We start from the raw sequence: 14,784 nt of genomic DNA on the forward strand, positions 1-14,784 counted from the left end.
CTCAGACGGTCAAACCCTCGGGTTCAGCCAGACCGTTCACCCGGCAACACGCGGTCAAGGTATTCGCCAAAAGACAGGCAATCGTCATTGGACCGACCCCGCCCGGCACCGGCGTGATGGCCCCTGCTATTTCGCAAGCACTGGCAAAATCAACGTCCCCCACAAGCCGCGTCTTGGGCGAGCCGTCGTCCTTCAGACCCGCATCGACTCGGTTGATGCCCACGTCTATTACAGTCGCACCCGGCTTGATCCAACTCCCCGGCACCATCTCGGCACGTCCGACAGCCGCCACGACGATATCGGCGCGGCGTACGACGTCGGGCAAATCTTTGGTCCTGCTGTGCGCAATCGTGACCGTGCAGCTATCGCCCAAAAGAAGCTGAGCCATCGGCTTGCCCACAATGTTCGACCGCCCGATAACGACGGCATCCATCCCTGAAAGACTGCCGTGATGGTCGCGCAGCATCATCAGACAGCCCAATGGTGTGCAGGGCACCATCGACTTTTGGCCCGTGCCCAGCAGTCCAACGTTCGAGATGTGAAACCCATCCACGTCCTTGGCTGGATCAATCGCGTTGATCACAAGGTCTTCGTTCAGATGTTTCGGCAAAGGCAATTGCACCAAAATGCCGTGGATCGTCTCATCGCGGTTCAGCTTGTCAATCAGCGCCAACAAATCCGCCTCCGAAGTCGCGGCGTCAAGCTTGTGCTCCACCGACTTCATGCCGACCTCTTGTGTCTGCTTGCCCTTGGAACGCACATAAACCTGGCTCGCAGGATCCTCGCCGACCAAAACAACCGCCAACCCCGGCGTGATCCCATGCTCCGCCTTCAGGTTGGCCACATGAACCGCCACCTTTTCGCGAACCGTGGCCGCAAATGCTTTTCCGTCGATGCGCGTTGCCGTCATGAAGTGTTCCTTAGTCTAGGTTGACAACGATCTCGGTCTTCACCGAATTCGCTATAAAACAGGCGTGGTGCGCTTTGTCATGCAGCGCCATATGCGCCGCCTCATCCGGCGTCTCGCCAGAAAAGACAACCGCTATGTGCAAATCCACGCGCGGAATCCAGGCAATACCGTCCGTTTGACGCAAAGCACCCTTCGCAGTGTCCCGGTAAGACTTTACCTGAAACCCGGCACGACAGGCCACATCCAGAAACCAGAGCATATGGCACGACGATATGGATGCGATATAGGCCTCTTCGGGATCGACAGCTTCAGCGCAACCCAATGGCGGCGGGACGATCATCGGGGACGGCGCCGCCGCCACTTCGATCCCACCGTCAAACCGCCAATGGTGTGCACGGGAATATTGCCCGGAGGCAAAATCCCCGTCGCATGTCCATATGACTTCTGCCGAATGCATATGTCCTAGAACAGACCTTCGATCTGGCCATCGTCATTGAGGCAGATGTTCTCGGCCGCAGGCTTGGACGGCAGGCCCGGCATGGTCATGATCTCTCCGCAAACCGCCACGACGAACCCCGCACCAGCCGACAGCCGCACTTCACGCACCGGCACGGTATGTCCGGTCGGAGCGCCGCGCTGCGTTGGATCGGTTGTAAAGCTGTATTGCGTCTTGGCCATGCAAACTGGTAAATGCCCGTAACCGGCTTCTTCCCAGGCTTTTAGCTGATCGCGAATCTTTTTGTCCGCTATCACCTCATCGGCGTGGTAAATCCGTTTTGCAATTGTTTCCATCTTGCTGAAAAGCGACAGCTCGTCCTTATACAGCGGCGCAAACTGGCTGACGCCACTTTCGGCAATCTCGGCGACACGGCGCGCCAACGGCTCCGAACCTTCCGACCCAAGCTCCCAGTGGCGCGACAGGATCGCTTCCGAACCCTGCGTCTTCACATAGTCCTTCACGGCCTGAATTTCGGCCTCTGTGTCCGTGACGAAGTGGTTGATCGCCACGACCACCGGCACGCCAAAGGACTTCAGGTTGCCAATGTGGCGACCCAGATTCGCACAGCCGGACTTCACAGCGTCGACGTTCTCTTGACCAAGCTCCGCCTTGGCGACCCCACCGTTCATCTTCATCGCGCGCACTGTAGCCACCAACACCACGCAATCAGGTGCCAGACCAGCCTTGCGGCACTTGATATTCATGAACTTCTCGGCACCCAGATCAGCGCCGAACCCAGCCTCGGTCACCACGAAATCCGCCAACTTCAGCGCCGTCGTTGTTGCAATAACCGAGTTGCAGCCGTGTGCGATGTTCGCAAATGGACCGCCATGCACGAAGGCCGGGTTGTTTTCCAGGGTCTGAACTAGGTTCGGCTGCATCGCGTCTTTCAGCAGCACGGTCATCGCGCCGTCCGCCTTGATATCACGCGCGTAGATGGCCGTGCGATCACGCCGATACGCCACGATCATGTCCCCGAGACGCTTTTCGAGGTCCTTCAGATCCGTCGCAAGGCAAAGGATCGCCATGACCTCAGAGGCAACCGTGATGTCAAAACCGGTTTGACGCGGGAACCCGTTGGCCACGCCCCCAAGCGAGGTCACGACGTCGCGCAGAGCACGGTCGTTCATATCCAGAACACGTTTCCAAGTTACGCGCCGCTCATCGATCTCAAGGCTGTTGCCCCAATAGATGTGGTTGTCGATCATTGCCGAAAGAAGGTTATGAGCCGCAGTGATCGCGTGGAAGTCACCCGTAAAGTGCAGGTTCATATCTTCCATCGGAACAATCTGCGCATAGCCGCCGCCAGCAGCGCCACCCTTCATGCCAAAGTTCGGACCCAACGACGCCTCGCGGATACACACGGCTGTCTTCTTGCCGATACGGTTAAGGCCATCACCCAGGCCCACCGTGGTTGTCGTCTTGCCTTCGCCAGCTGGTGTCGGATTGATCGCAGTAACCAAAACCAGTTTGCCCTTCGGCTTATCGGCAAGGCTGGAGATAAAGCTTTGACTGACTTTCGCTTTATCGTGGCCATAGGGAACAAGGTCTTCCGGTCCAATGCCCAACTTGGCACCAATCTCCATGATCGGCTTCTTGTTGGCTTCACGCGCAATCTCGATGTCAGTCTTGTAGGCCATGTCCCGGGTTTCCCTGTTATGAGCTGCCGTCGTTCGACGTTCTCAACCGCTATAAGCCCGCAAGCGGCTCAGGTAAGCGTCAATTTCGACATTTCCGACACCTCTTGCGTCCAAGCAAGGGGCCAAGCGCTGCATATCGGAAACTTTAGGCTCGAAAGGCGATCTCAAGCAGCCGTCCAGGCCCGCTGCTGAGGTACATGCAAACGTACGTCATCACCGACGCGAAGTGCGCCTTCGCGTTCGACCCAAGCCGTCACGCCGCGCAATCCCCGCGCCGCAGTCTTGAACTTGCGCCCCACACCGGGAACGTGACGATCGATCACTGCCACCGGCAGATGACAGGGACGGTTCAGCATATCGACAACCAAAGTGGCGCCACTTGCAAACTGAAGTCGCGATGACGGCGGCACATGCGTGAAATCCGGCAGTCCTGAAATTACAATCGAGGCCCCGATCCACGACGGATCAAGCGCCGGGATACCCATGTTCGCAGCGATGGTGGCCAGCTCCTCGGCGGAAACCACCGAGAATTGACGCGTGTTTCGAATCTCTGTTCCTTTGGGATACTGCGTGACGACCCTCGAGCAGGACGCTCGTGTCAAACCGGCATGATCTTCATCGGCGACACCGGCAAAAGTGGCAAAGACTTCGGTCCGGCCCGCCGACGCCAAATCCGCGGCGCGGTCGGCAACACATCCAAGCCATTCGACCCGACCCGTGAATTGCGTCTTGATGAGTGCTGGCATTCGATGGCCCCAATCAGGTTTCGACCGGCGCGCCGGCATTCGCGTGACGACGTTCCAGCAGCGAATTGGTTGTTCGGTAGGTGTCGGGCATAAACCGCTTGCGGCGTTGTGACTCTTCCCACCAAACGGCCCCGCCCGGCGTCGTCAGCATCTCAAAAAAGTAATTCGTAATCGCACCGTCCAGCCCCACAAGCTTTTGTGGCAGCGAGTCATTATGCTTCAGGAAATTACCGAAGATATGCACGCCCTGCTCCAGATACATCTCAAATGTCAGACGCTCGGCATCGCTCAGACTGCCATAGTCTGCATGTCCCTTCACCAGCACCGCTGCAAGGTTTGGATCGTTTACCTGCGCCTTGTAGTCTGTAAGCGTCTGCAACAAATCGCGCCAGTTTGTCAGTTCGGTTTGCTTGCGGGTGGCGCGCATCTCGAATGCCACAAACAAGAGCGAAACAACTATGGTGGCAGCCGCGATCAGGTCCGCAACATCGGCAATTTGTGACAGCATCCTCGCCCCTCATACTTCGCTAGTTTCAATAGCGCGATGATTGACGCCAGCCCCAAAAAAAACAATGCCCCGCGCGATGGCGGGGCATTGAATGATCAATATTCGGGTCGGATCAGGCCGAGGGCTCCGGCTCCATGCCACCGTCATCATCCGAGGATTTCGACTTGGGCTTGGTCTTCGGAATGGCCGTGATCGACGCCGTGCCACCGGTGTCGGACGGCTTGTCATCGTCGTCATCGCCCCGGTTCAAAGGCTCGCCCGCAATCACGCGCGTGATCTCGTTCCCGGTCAGCGTTTCGTACTCCAACAGACCTTGCGCCAGACGCTCAAGGTCGTCGCGCTTCTCGGTCAGAATACGCTTTGCCGTCTCGTACCCTTCGTCGACCAAGGCTTTCACCTTGTCGTCGATGGTCTTCTGAGTTTCGCTCGAATGCGTCGTGCCGCCTCCGTAAGTACCCAGATGCGACTGCTGTTCATTGGCGTAATCGACGTAGCCAAGTTCATCAGCATAACCGAACTGCGTGACCATAGCCCGTGCAATACGCGTCACCTGCTGGATGTCCGAAGACGCGCCCGAAGTGACGTTTTCTTTGCCGAACACCAGTTCCTCAGCCACACGTCCGCCCATCGCCATCGCGATCTTGGACGTATACTTCGTATAGGTCACGGACAACTGATCCCGCTCGGGCAAAGACAACACCAGACCCAAAGCCCGCCCACGCGGAATGATCGTCGCCTTATGGATCGGATCATGTTGCGGCACGTTCAGGCCCACAATCGCGTGGCCCGCTTCGTGATAGGCGGTCAGCTTCTTCTCGTCTTCGGTCATCACCATCGAACGACGCTCGGCGCCCATCATGACCTTGTCTTTCGCACTCTCGAAATCTTCCATAGTCACGAACCGACGCCCAACGCGGGCCGCCATCAACGCACTTTCGTTTACAAGGTTTGCCAGATCAGCACCCGAGAAACCCGGTGTGCCCCGGGCGATAATGCGCAAATCAACATCCGGCCCCAAAGGTACCTTGCGCGCATGTACGCCAAGAATTTTCTCGCGGCCCTTGATGTCAGGGTTCGGCACCTGAACCTGACGGTCAAAACGACCGGGTCGCAACAGCGCCGGATCCAACACGTCCGGACGGTTGGTCGCGGCAACGATGATGATACCTTCGTTGGCCTCAAAACCGTCCATCTCAACCAGCAACTGATTCAACGTCTGTTCACGCTCGTCGTTGCCACCGCCATAGCCGACACCTCGCGAGCGCCCGACAGCGTCAATCTCGTCGATGAAAACGATGCACGGCGCGTTCTTCTTCGCCTGCTCGAACATGTCGCGTACACGACTTGCACCCACACCCACGAACATCTCGACAAAGTCGGAACCCGAAATCGTGAAGAACGGAACACCCGCCTCGCCCGCAATCGCGCGGGCCAAAAGCGTTTTACCCGTGCCCGGAGGACCAACCAAAAGAGCACCTTTCGGAATTTTGCCGCCCAGCCGCGAGAACTTCTGCGGCGTGCGCAGGAATTCTACGATCTCTTCCAGCTCTTCCTTGGCTTCATCAATGCCTGCCACGTCGTCAAACGTCACCCGGCCATGCTTTTCCGTCAGCAGCTTCGCGCGCGATTTGCCAAAGCCCATCGCGCCGCCACGGCCACCGCCCTGCATCCGGTTCATGAAGTAAATCCACACACCGATCAAAAGCAGGAACGGCAGGAAAGTCATCAGGATCGTCACAAATCCCGACTGCTCTTGAGGCTCAGCCCGGAACGTCACTTCATTTGCAACCAACAGATCCGTCGCCCCTGCGCCTTCAGGCTGGATCGTCACATAGTCACGCCCGTCCGAGCTGCGGAATACGATCCGCTCGCCGTCGATTGTCGCGTTCGAGACGTCGCCGCCTTCCACTCGCTGGACAAAATCGGAATAGCTGACCGTGGAAGACTGAGTATTCGTCTGCCCGCCAGAAATCAGGTTAAATAGCGCCAAAATCAGCAGGAAAAGAACCAGCCAAAAGGCGATGCTGCGCGCGTTGTTCAAAGGACGCTCCTTTGGGAATTTCTTGGGGCAGAAACGGCCACCCCTCCGACTGTACCACTAAATAGCCACCAAACGGAGATCTTCAACGGGATAAGAGGAATTGAGCGAAACTTCCCCGCCCTGTTGCCGTGGCCTCCCAGCCATTTTTCAAGCCTGCAACGGGTGCCGCAACGAGTTCCTCGCCCCGCCAAATCGCCGGAGTCGCCAATAAAGACTGACGCGGCAAGCCAGTTTCACGCCAATCAGGGCAGTCCTTCACGGCTTCGCCAAGCGCGCGCACCTGCAAATCTGCGTCATGTGGTCCGTCCAAGACCCAGCGACCATCCCAAAGCGTGTCCGTGGACGATGTGGTGTCCTTTACCGCATTGTATTCACGGGTGATTCGCAGCTTTTGATTTATGCGCCTTTTCGCTTTGATTCGGGAAATCAGACATCCCGCAACGGTGTGTCGATCCGCGTCCATTAATCCGACATCAATCCCGATAATCGCCGAACGACGCGGCGGATACTCAGCACCCGACATCCATTTGAGCGCGCCAATCAAAATCCGCCGGCCAACTTCAGCAGGCACCTGAGTTCTGGGGGTCAAAAAATGCTCCGGAAAGATCAGATCGCCATGGTCCATTGTCACAATTTCATTCTCGGCGACTTCGCGCCATGCATAGTGATCCAAGGCCGACCGCGCCGCGTCGGCGTTGGAGGCGACCATCCAAAGCGTTTCGCTGTCAATTCCGATCTCGCTCAAAGCAGCCATCGCCCGACGCGCCCGTATCCGTTCGAAACTGTCATCTTCGTTTGTCGGATCACTGCACCACAAAATGCCTTGGCTCGTCAGATAATCCTGTAAATCCGACCGCTCCAGCCCAAAGAGAAACGGCCGGATCCACACCAAGCCATTCCGCTCAAAACGGCGTGACATCCCTGCCAGCCCATCGACACCCGATTGCCGCGCCAGTCGCATCAGTACCGTTTCCGCCTGATCGTCTTGCGTGTGCCCAAGAGCCACAACATCGACGCCTTTGCGCTCGGCCCACGCTGAGATCAACGCATACCGCGCCTTGCGCGCTTTGCCCTGCAAATTGCCTTGGCCGTCCCATTCCCAACGAAGCACCGAGTGCGGCACACCCCGCTTGGCACAATACTTCGCCACAAGCGCAATCTCGTCCTTCGCCTCCGCCCGCAAACCGTGATCGACCGTGACCGCAAAAATTTCGATGCCTTTCTCGGCGCAGTGCCAAGCCATCAGGTCCAGCAACGCCATGGAATCGCTGCCACCCGAAACGGCAACACCCAGCCGCTTTGGCTTGGCGCCTAGAAAACTCCACTCGCAGGCGTGTCTCAGCCAGTGCGTCCGACCCTCATCGCTGGCGAACCTGTCGCCCTCGCTCACACGCAGCCCATCGACGCACGCGCCGTCTGCGCCTCAATCGAGGCTTCGGTGTCAGGATACCGCAATGTGACTTCACCAAGTGTGATGCAGGCCTCCGACGTCTGACCCAAGCCATCCAGCGCAACGCCCAACTTCAGCAAGGCCGTCGGAGACGTGGGTCCATTCGGTGTCCCCGAATAGCTCTCCAAATACGCCCGCGCCGCCGAAGACGTCAGCCCAAGGTTCTGCAAAGCCTCGCCCCGCATCAAATGCGCCAGACCAGTCAGCGGTCCGCCCTGATAGGTGTCGGAAAAGCGCTGCAACTGCTCGACGGCCACTTCGTAGTTGCCCGCATCGAACGAGGCCTTGGCGCGTTCGAAGTCCTCGCGTTCCGCCACGGCCAGTTCGACGCCACCGGTCGGATCGCTCGTCGGTGCAACTGGTTGCGGCGCGACCGGGGGTGGTAAAGCCCCGCCGCCAAGGGTGGGTGTGTCACCGAGGCTTCCGATGTCACACCCGCTTTCCAGTTCGCAAAGGCGGAACTCCAGATCACCGATCCGGTTCGTTCCATCCGACACGATACGATCAACACGATTGGTCAACGCCTCATTCGCCGCCGTCAGCCGTTGCAATTCGGCTTCCATCGCGTCCATACGCTCCAGCGCGTTCGTGCCCGACAAATTGGTGTTCACACCTCCGGTCGTAGACAACTCGCGCCGTAGTTTCTGCATCTCGACGAACAGCACCGTCAACTCCTGACGGATATCCGCCAGTGTTTGTTCCCGACCCTGCGCCACAGCCGGTGAGGCCAGGGCGAGAACAGCGGCAATGATAATCCAACGCATGAGACGATGCTCCTTAGACGCCCGCACCTGCGGTAATCACAGTGACCGCGCGACGGTTCTGGCTATAGCAGCCTTCGTCCGAACAAATCTGGATTGGACGCTCTTTGCCATAGCTGATGGTCTGCAACCGGTTCGGCGCAACGCCGCGCGAAATCAGATAGTTCTGCACCGAGCTTGCCCGCCGTGCACCAAGTGCCAGGTTGTAATCGGTCGTGCCCTGCTCGTCCGCATGGCCTTCGATCAAAGCGCGATAAGCCGAGTTCTGCATCAGCCATACCGCCTGCTGGTCCAGAACAGCCTGAGCTTCAGGGCTGAGCGTCGACTGATCGACGGCGAACAAGACCCGGTCGCCGATCGTTTGATTGAAAAACGCCGGAGACGTCGGGTCGCTCGCGCTGCCTGCGATGCCACCATTCGCACCAAATCCGCCGCCTGCCGCGTCCGCACCACCGGGGCCGAAACGATCTGCATTCGTACACGCACCAAGGGCGACAAGTGCTACGGCCGCCACTGCCATTTTCAGAAAAGTCATGAGATCACCTGTTTGTTTTTTTGTTTGACTGCTTGGACGTAAATTACCACGCCCCGTGGAAGATGGAAACGGTTCACGGTAACAGCGGCGACCACGCCGGATCAGACGCCGCCGTCGGCATCGGCAACCGCTTCAGATTGCGCCCCGAAATATCGACCGAGAACAACGCTGGCTCGCCTTCGGCCCCCGCACTTTCACGCGTGAACATCAAAACCCGCCCATTCGGTGCCCATGTCGGGCCCTCGTCCAGAAAGGACGCGGTCAACAATCGCTCGTTTGAACCATCGGTGCGCATTACACCAATGTGGAACCGGCCTGCATTTTGCTTGGTAAAGGCGATATAGTCACCACGCGGAGACCAGACCGGCGTGCCGTAGCGGCCCTGCCCAAAGCTGATCCGCTTGGCCTCACCGCCACCGGCGGGCATTACGTAAAGCTGCTGATTGCCCGAACGGTCGCTCTCGAAGACGATCTGGCTGCCATCCGGCGAAAACGACGGCGCGGTTTCAATGGAAGGCGCGTCCGTCAGGCGCGTGCGCTGCCCGCTGGCAAGATCCAGCCGATAAAGGTCCGTATTGCCGCCTTCCGAACGAGAATAGAGCACCGTTTGCCCGTTCGGCGCATAGCGCGGCGCAAAGGTCATGGCCGCGACATCCACCTGCAGCGGCCGCTTCGTCACGGTGCCGACGGCAAGTTCGTAGATCTGAGGGAACCCGGATTCGTAGCTGGTGAACAACACGCGATCCCCGGTCGGGGAAAACCGTGGCGCCAGCACAATCGACGATGCATCGGTCAAATACTGAATATTCGCGCCGTCATAGTCCATGATTGCAAGCCGCATCGCGCGGGCGTTCTTCGGTCCCGTTTCTTCGACATAAACGACACGGCTGTCGAAATACCCTGTCTCGCCCGTGATCCGTGCATAGACCTGATCTGCCACCTTGTGTGCCACACGCCGCCAACTGTCGGTGCCGCCTGCAAACTGCAACCCCTCACCCAAAGGCGCGCCCGTGAAGATGTCGAAAAGCCGGAACTTGACCACCAACCGATTATCGCTCGTCAGTGTCACGGCACCCGTCACCAGCGCTTCGACGTTGATCGCCTCCCAATCTGCGTAAGCCACACCGCCATCAAAATTGGTCACCTGCGAAATGTAGGCGTCTTTCGGCACGTCCCGGAATAAGCCCGTTCCAACTAGGTCCGCAGCCACAACGGCTGTAATCTGCCGCGCGAAATCCGTCGCCGCAGCGTTCTCAGCCAGGAAGGGTGCCACCGCGATCGGAACCGGTTCGATCACACCTTGAGTGATCTCGATGCGAAGCGGACCTGTGCGCTCCTGCGCGATCAAAGGCGCGGCAAAGGCCATCACCAAACCGAGAACAAGTGTACTCAAAACCTTCATCGGAACTGCATCCCTTCGGGGTTGAACGTCATTTCGATATCGCGCCATTGGCTGTATTTTTCCACAGGTAAAGGAAATCCACGCGCGCCACAGCGGAGAATCGCTCGTCGCGCGGCGTCAAACGCGGCACGTTGAGTCGAGGCATCACCGCCCTCGGCACTAACCTGTCGCACCTCGCCTAGCGGCTTACCCTGCTGATCAAGCGAGAAGGCGACTGTCACACGGACGCCTGCTGACCGAGCTCCGGGGTCAACAACCCAGCATGAACCAACCGCAATCTTGAAGCCATCGACCTCACCGCCCGTCAAAGGCGGCCCCGTCGGCACATTTGGCGCCGGTGTCGCATTCGCTTCCGCTACAGCCGCCGCGACGGCATCCTCGGTCGCGTTTTCGCGCGGTGTCTCTCTCGGCGTTTCCCGAGGAGTCTCGCGCGGTGTTTCGGCGGGCGCTTCCGCCTGCCGAGCCGAAGGTGCTGGCCGTGTGCGCGGGCGCATCGAACTCGCCGGAGCCAACTCGGGCGTCTCCTCGGCTTCCGTTACGATCCTGTCACTCGCCTCGGGCGGAGCCGCAGGCGTCTCTTCCTCAACGACCTCTTCCGGCAATGCCTCGGCGTCCGGCGTCGCTTCCTCTACCCGCTCTGGCGCGGCTTCCGCCAAAGGCGGCGGCGCAATCGACGGGGTCGGCGCGACGCGCGGTGCAGGCTGCGGCGTGCCGTCTGCCACGGGTGACGAACCATCAATATCCGTCGGCGGTGTCGCAATGATCGGAGCATTGTCCTCGACAATCGCATCCGGGATCGGCTGCGGGATCGTCAATTCCGGGTTCGCCGGGGTTTCCGGCTCTTCCACCTGCTCAGGCTCGCTTACCTCGGGCGCGGTATCCTCAACCGGCGCCTCTGGCGCTTTGTCTTCCGCCGGCGGCGCAACCTCGGGGGCATCCGACCCTACGTCCGGAGCCGTCGTCGGCGGCAACAAGGCGGCATACTCGGCTTCCGACAAGACCGTCACCTCGCTCACCGTCACTTCCGGGATGCGGTCGCCCGCGAACAGCCCGCCAAACAGGATGAACAGAATAAGTGCGCCGTGCCCGACACCAGAGATATACCAGCCCGTGCGCAAAACCGCCTCAACCGCCCTGACCGTTAAGGCGCGGACCGCCGTCATCAGTCACAAGTCCAATATTGGTAATCCCAGCGGCATTCATCGCGCCCATCACCGTGGCCACCCGACCATAAGGCACAGCCGCATCGGCGCGCAAAAACACCCGGTCCGACGTCCGCTCGGTCAAAATCGCCTGCAATCGCCCGACAATGTCACCGTCGGCCACTTCCGTCGTCTGGATTGTCACAGCGCCATCCGCCGTCAACGTCACTGTCAAGGGCGTCTCCTGCTCGGTCGGCAAGGACTGCGCCGCCGTGCGCGGCAATTCAATCGGCACACCCACAACCTGCAACGGCGCCGCCACCATGAAGATAATAAGAAGCACCATCATCACATCGACAAAGGGTGTGACGTTGATCTCGGCCATCGGCTTGGCCCGTGACCGCCGACCCCGCCTGCGCGATCCGCCACCCTTTTCCAGGACGCTGCCAGCCATCTTAAGACGCGTCCATCTGACGGCTCAGGATCGTGGCGAACTCATCAGCAAAGGACTCGTACCCGCCGATGATCTTGTCCGCATCCGTCGATAGCTTGTTGTAGAAAATCACCGCCGGAATAGCCGCAGCCAATCCAAGCCCCGTAGCCAAAAGCGCCTCGGCAATGCCGGGCGCAACCACTGCCAGCGACGTCGATTGCGTTTGACCGATCTCGATAAAGGCCACCATGATGCCCCAGACCGTGCCGAACAGCCCCACGAAAGGAGCCGTCGACCCAACTGTCGCCAACACCGGCAAGCCAACCTGAAGGCTTTCGGTTTCCTTCTGGATCGCCACGTCCATCGAACGATCGATCCGCACCTGAGCACCCCCGATCATCGCACCCGTCTCGCGATGCGAGCGACGCCATTCAGTCATGCCGGCGACGAATATCCGCTCGGCCCGCCCACCTGGCGAGGGCCCGATCTGATCAAACAACTGATCCAATGGCTCGCCTGACCAGAACGCCTCCTCGAACGCGGCCTGTTCGGCTCGCGCCGCGCGATAATCCCTCGTGCGCGAATAAATGATCGCCCAGGCCCAGACCGACGCCAATATCAGAGCCACCATCACCAATTTGACCGTCAGGGATGCGCGCGCAAACAACGCCCACATCGAAAAATCCGCGTGGCTCGCAAGCGCGATCGCTTCTTGTTCCATAACTCTGCTCTCTCTGCCGACCCTTATTGTTTTATCTTGGGTCCCTCGTTTCGAGACAGAATACTGTAAACACAAACCAATTGCCAACAAGAAGGCGTGAATGACGCTGCGGCCAAGGTTCGATCAGGACAAAGCTTGGCGTATTTCCGCCGGAAGCCGCGCCGGAGCGCCCGTTTCAGACAAAGCCACCAACGTTACAAGGGCTTCGAACAGCACTGCGCCACCCCGCTCGACCACTTGCCGCATCACCAGACGTGCGCCCGATGCACGCTCCAGCGTGGTCACCACATCCAGCACATCATCGAACTTCGCAGGCGCGAGATAATCCGCCTCCACCCGACGCACCGCAAACACAATGCCCTGATCGGCCTTCAACTTGGTCTGATCCAGCCCGATCTCGCGCACATATTCGGTCCGCCCCCGCTCGATGAACTTCAGATAATTGGCGTAATAGACGATCCCCGCCAAATCCGTGTCCTCATAATAGACACGCAAGGTCATGCGATGACTCACTCTGCCGCCACCCCATCCGCAAACCCTTCGGCCAACAGCTTTTGGCCACGCGCAATAAACAGGTCCAGCACCGCATCCACATCCGACTTCACCGTGCGATGATTGCTGATCGCCATCCGTATAGCGACCTTGCCACCAATTTGCGTGTCCGACATCACAGCCGAGCCATCTTCCTGCAATTGCAGCATGATTTCATTGTTGATCGCATCAAGGGCTGCATCACTCAAAGACTCACCCCAAAACCGAAAACACGCCACATTGATTGGACAGGGTGCCATGCGCTCCATTTGCGGTTCTGCCTCGGCCCGTGCCGCCGCACCCCTTGCCAGTTCAATTGTGTGGTCAATCATCCGCCCGATTTTGTCGCGGCCCTGCTCTTTGAATGTCATCCAGACCTTAAGCGCCGACAAACCCCGCGACAGATCAATCCCATAACCCCCAAAGAAATCCCCCACGATCAACCCTCGCGGCTTCATCTCAAGGAAGTCACCATGCGCGGCAAAGGTGTCGGACTGATCCGTCTTGCGTCGCACGACAGCAGCGCCCACGCCAAACGGCACCTGCAACCACTTGTGCAGATCAAGCGCCACCGAATCCGCCGCCTCCAGCCCGCCCACCAAACCGCTGTGCTGACGTGACAGCTTCACAACCGCCCCGACGCACCCGTCCACATGAAACCAAAGCCCTTCATCGCGCGCGACCTTCGACAGCGCGACAAGATCATCAATCGCGCCTGTACTCGTCGCCCCCGCCGTCCCGATTACACACACCGGCTCAAACCCAGCCGCGCGATCCTCCGCGATCATGGCTGGCAAAGCGCCCGGATCCATCGCCAACCGCTCATTCACCGGCACCAACCGCAACGCGTCCGTGCCATGCCCCATCACCTCCAAAGCTTTCGCCACGCAGTAATGCGTCTCTTGCGACGCATAAAACCGCATCGGCTTCGGCAACCCGCCGATCCCCACCTTGCGCACATCCACCGACGCCATCTTGTTACGCGCCGTCACCAGACAATTGAGGTTCGCCTGCGACCCGCTCGACGTCAAAATCCCGCCAGACCCTTTCGGAAACCCAACCATATCGGTCAGCCAATCAATGACCTGCCACTCGACTTTCGCCGCGCCCGTGTTGCCGCCCCCAAGGTTCGAGCCATCAACCGCAGCGAAGAAATCCGCTAAAGCACCGCCAGCCGTCCCGGCCCCCATATACCAACCCCAAAACCGCAGGTTCTGATTGCCCATCGAGGCCGGAAAAAGCGCGCTGACCGCATCAGAATAAACCTGATCCAACGGCAGCCCGTCATCCGGCATCGGCCCCGAGAAAGCTGCGCTCGTGGCATCCGTTGGCGCTTTCCAGACCGCACCCTCGCGGATCGAAGACAAGCGCGCCACCGCATCATCCACCGCCCGGTGCCCAAGTGTGCGAAAGTCTTCCCAGTTTGAGGGATCAAAATCTGTTTTCGAATTATCCATCAAAGCGC

15 protein-coding genes are annotated in these 14,784 nt (G+C 59.2%); all 15 read right to left on the reverse strand.

Going from position 1 to position 14,784, the window contains the following annotated elements; all coding sequences use genetic code 11:
- Position 1 precedes the first annotated feature (1 nt).
- Positions 2 to 910, reverse strand: coding sequence for a bifunctional methylenetetrahydrofolate dehydrogenase/methenyltetrahydrofolate cyclohydrolase FolD (gene folD / locus BOA8489_RS04040; protein WP_093972701.1), 909 nt, complete (start codon positions 908 to 910; stop codon positions 2 to 4).
- Between the two features lie 10 nt (positions 911 to 920).
- On the reverse strand, positions 921 to 1,367 hold the full coding sequence (locus BOA8489_RS04045) for an OsmC family protein (protein ID WP_093972702.1): 447 nt from the start codon (positions 1,365 to 1,367) through the stop codon (positions 921 to 923).
- Positions 1,368 to 1,372: 5 nt separating this feature from the next.
- On the reverse strand, positions 1,373 to 3,049 hold the full coding sequence (locus tag BOA8489_RS04050) for a formate--tetrahydrofolate ligase (protein WP_093972703.1): 1,677 nt from the start codon (positions 3,047 to 3,049) through the stop codon (positions 1,373 to 1,375).
- Positions 3,050 to 3,213: 164 nt separating this feature from the next.
- Positions 3,214 to 3,795, reverse strand: a complete 582-nt coding sequence (locus BOA8489_RS04055; RefSeq protein ID WP_093972704.1) for an MOSC domain-containing protein — start codon at positions 3,793 to 3,795, stop codon at positions 3,214 to 3,216.
- A gap of 13 nt (positions 3,796 to 3,808) precedes the next feature.
- The gene (locus BOA8489_RS04060) at positions 3,809 to 4,303 is read right to left on the reverse strand and encodes a hypothetical protein (RefSeq protein ID WP_093972705.1); all 495 of its coding nucleotides are present in this window, start codon (positions 4,301 to 4,303) and stop codon (positions 3,809 to 3,811) included.
- A gap of 112 nt (positions 4,304 to 4,415) precedes the next feature.
- The gene (ftsH, locus tag BOA8489_RS04065) at positions 4,416 to 6,344 is read right to left on the reverse strand and encodes an ATP-dependent zinc metalloprotease FtsH (RefSeq protein ID WP_093972706.1); all 1,929 of its coding nucleotides are present in this window, start codon (positions 6,342 to 6,344) and stop codon (positions 4,416 to 4,418) included.
- 82 nt (positions 6,345 to 6,426) lie between these two features.
- A complete protein-coding gene (gene tilS / locus BOA8489_RS04070; protein WP_245813657.1) occupies positions 6,427 to 7,734 on the reverse strand; it encodes a tRNA lysidine(34) synthetase TilS in 1,308 nt (435 codons plus the stop codon).
- Positions 7,731 to 8,558, reverse strand: a complete 828-nt coding sequence (locus BOA8489_RS04075; protein WP_093972707.1) for a tetratricopeptide repeat protein — start codon at positions 8,556 to 8,558, stop codon at positions 7,731 to 7,733. Before BOA8489_RS04075 ends, tilS begins: the two co-directional genes overlap by 4 nt.
- A 13-nt stretch (positions 8,559 to 8,571) precedes the next feature.
- Positions 8,572 to 9,090 (reverse strand): peptidoglycan-associated lipoprotein Pal, encoded by a 519-nt coding sequence (gene pal, locus BOA8489_RS04080; RefSeq protein WP_093972708.1) that lies wholly within the window; start codon positions 9,088 to 9,090, stop codon positions 8,572 to 8,574.
- A gap of 73 nt (positions 9,091 to 9,163) precedes the next feature.
- Positions 9,164 to 10,492, reverse strand: coding sequence for a Tol-Pal system beta propeller repeat protein TolB (tolB, locus tag BOA8489_RS04085; protein ID WP_093972709.1), 1,329 nt, complete (start codon positions 10,490 to 10,492; stop codon positions 9,164 to 9,166).
- Positions 10,489 to 11,655: a cell envelope integrity protein TolA gene (tolA, locus tag BOA8489_RS04090; RefSeq protein ID WP_093972710.1), complete on the reverse strand. Its 1,167-nt coding sequence runs from the start codon at positions 11,653 to 11,655 to the stop codon at positions 10,489 to 10,491. Before tolA ends, tolB begins: the two co-directional genes overlap by 4 nt.
- Entirely contained in the window at positions 11,618 to 12,088 is a 471-nt protein-coding gene (locus BOA8489_RS04095; protein ID WP_093972711.1) for an ExbD/TolR family protein, read from the reverse strand. Before BOA8489_RS04095 ends, tolA begins: the two co-directional genes overlap by 38 nt.
- 1 nt (position 12,089) lies before the next feature.
- The gene (gene tolQ / locus BOA8489_RS04100; RefSeq protein ID WP_093972712.1) at positions 12,090 to 12,788 is read right to left on the reverse strand and encodes a protein TolQ; all 699 of its coding nucleotides are present in this window, start codon (positions 12,786 to 12,788) and stop codon (positions 12,090 to 12,092) included.
- A gap of 123 nt (positions 12,789 to 12,911) precedes the next feature.
- Positions 12,912 to 13,301, reverse strand: coding sequence for a tol-pal system-associated acyl-CoA thioesterase (ybgC, locus tag BOA8489_RS04105; protein WP_093972713.1), 390 nt, complete (start codon positions 13,299 to 13,301; stop codon positions 12,912 to 12,914).
- Positions 13,298 to 14,776 carry a pyridoxal phosphate-dependent decarboxylase family protein gene (locus BOA8489_RS04110; protein WP_093972714.1) on the reverse strand — a complete coding sequence of 493 codons (1,479 nt, stop codon included), beginning with the start codon at positions 14,774 to 14,776 and terminating at the stop codon, positions 13,298 to 13,300. Before BOA8489_RS04110 ends, ybgC begins: the two co-directional genes overlap by 4 nt.
- Positions 14,777 to 14,784 lie beyond the last annotated feature (8 nt).

Source organism: Boseongicola aestuarii (genome assembly GCF_900184815.1).
Classification (GTDB): Bacteria; Pseudomonadota; Alphaproteobacteria; order Rhodobacterales; family Rhodobacteraceae; genus Boseongicola; species Boseongicola aestuarii.

What these genes read in the sequence shown, in the direction of transcription:
- folD (WP_093972701.1), bottom strand. Translation starts at nt 910, where the DNA reads ATGACGGCAACGCGCATCGACGGAAAAGCATTTGCGGCCACGGTTCGC.
- BOA8489_RS04050 (WP_093972703.1), bottom strand. Translation starts at nt 3,049, where the DNA reads ATGGCCTACAAGACTGACATCGAGATTGCGCGTGAAGCCAACAAGAAG.
- BOA8489_RS04110 (WP_093972714.1), bottom strand. Translation starts at nt 14,776, where the DNA reads ATGGATAATTCGAAAACAGATTTTGATCCCTCAAACTGGGAAGACTTT.
- tolB (WP_093972709.1), bottom strand. Translation starts at nt 10,492, where the DNA reads ATGAAGGTTTTGAGTACACTTGTTCTCGGTTTGGTGATGGCCTTTGCC.
- BOA8489_RS04045 (WP_093972702.1), bottom strand. Translation starts at nt 1,367, where the DNA reads ATGCATTCGGCAGAAGTCATATGGACATGCGACGGGGATTTTGCCTCC.
- tolA (WP_093972710.1), bottom strand. Translation starts at nt 11,655, where the DNA reads ATGACGGCGGTCCGCGCCTTAACGGTCAGGGCGGTTGAGGCGGTTTTG.
- BOA8489_RS04095 (WP_093972711.1), bottom strand. Translation starts at nt 12,088, where the DNA reads ATGGCTGGCAGCGTCCTGGAAAAGGGTGGCGGATCGCGCAGGCGGGGT.
- BOA8489_RS04055 (WP_093972704.1), bottom strand. Translation starts at nt 3,795, where the DNA reads ATGCCAGCACTCATCAAGACGCAATTCACGGGTCGGGTCGAATGGCTT.
- pal (WP_093972708.1), bottom strand. Translation starts at nt 9,090, where the DNA reads ATGACTTTTCTGAAAATGGCAGTGGCGGCCGTAGCACTTGTCGCCCTT.
- BOA8489_RS04060 (WP_093972705.1), bottom strand. Translation starts at nt 4,303, where the DNA reads ATGCTGTCACAAATTGCCGATGTTGCGGACCTGATCGCGGCTGCCACC.
- tolQ (WP_093972712.1), bottom strand. Translation starts at nt 12,788, where the DNA reads ATGGAACAAGAAGCGATCGCGCTTGCGAGCCACGCGGATTTTTCGATG.
- BOA8489_RS04075 (WP_093972707.1), bottom strand. Translation starts at nt 8,558, where the DNA reads ATGCGTTGGATTATCATTGCCGCTGTTCTCGCCCTGGCCTCACCGGCT.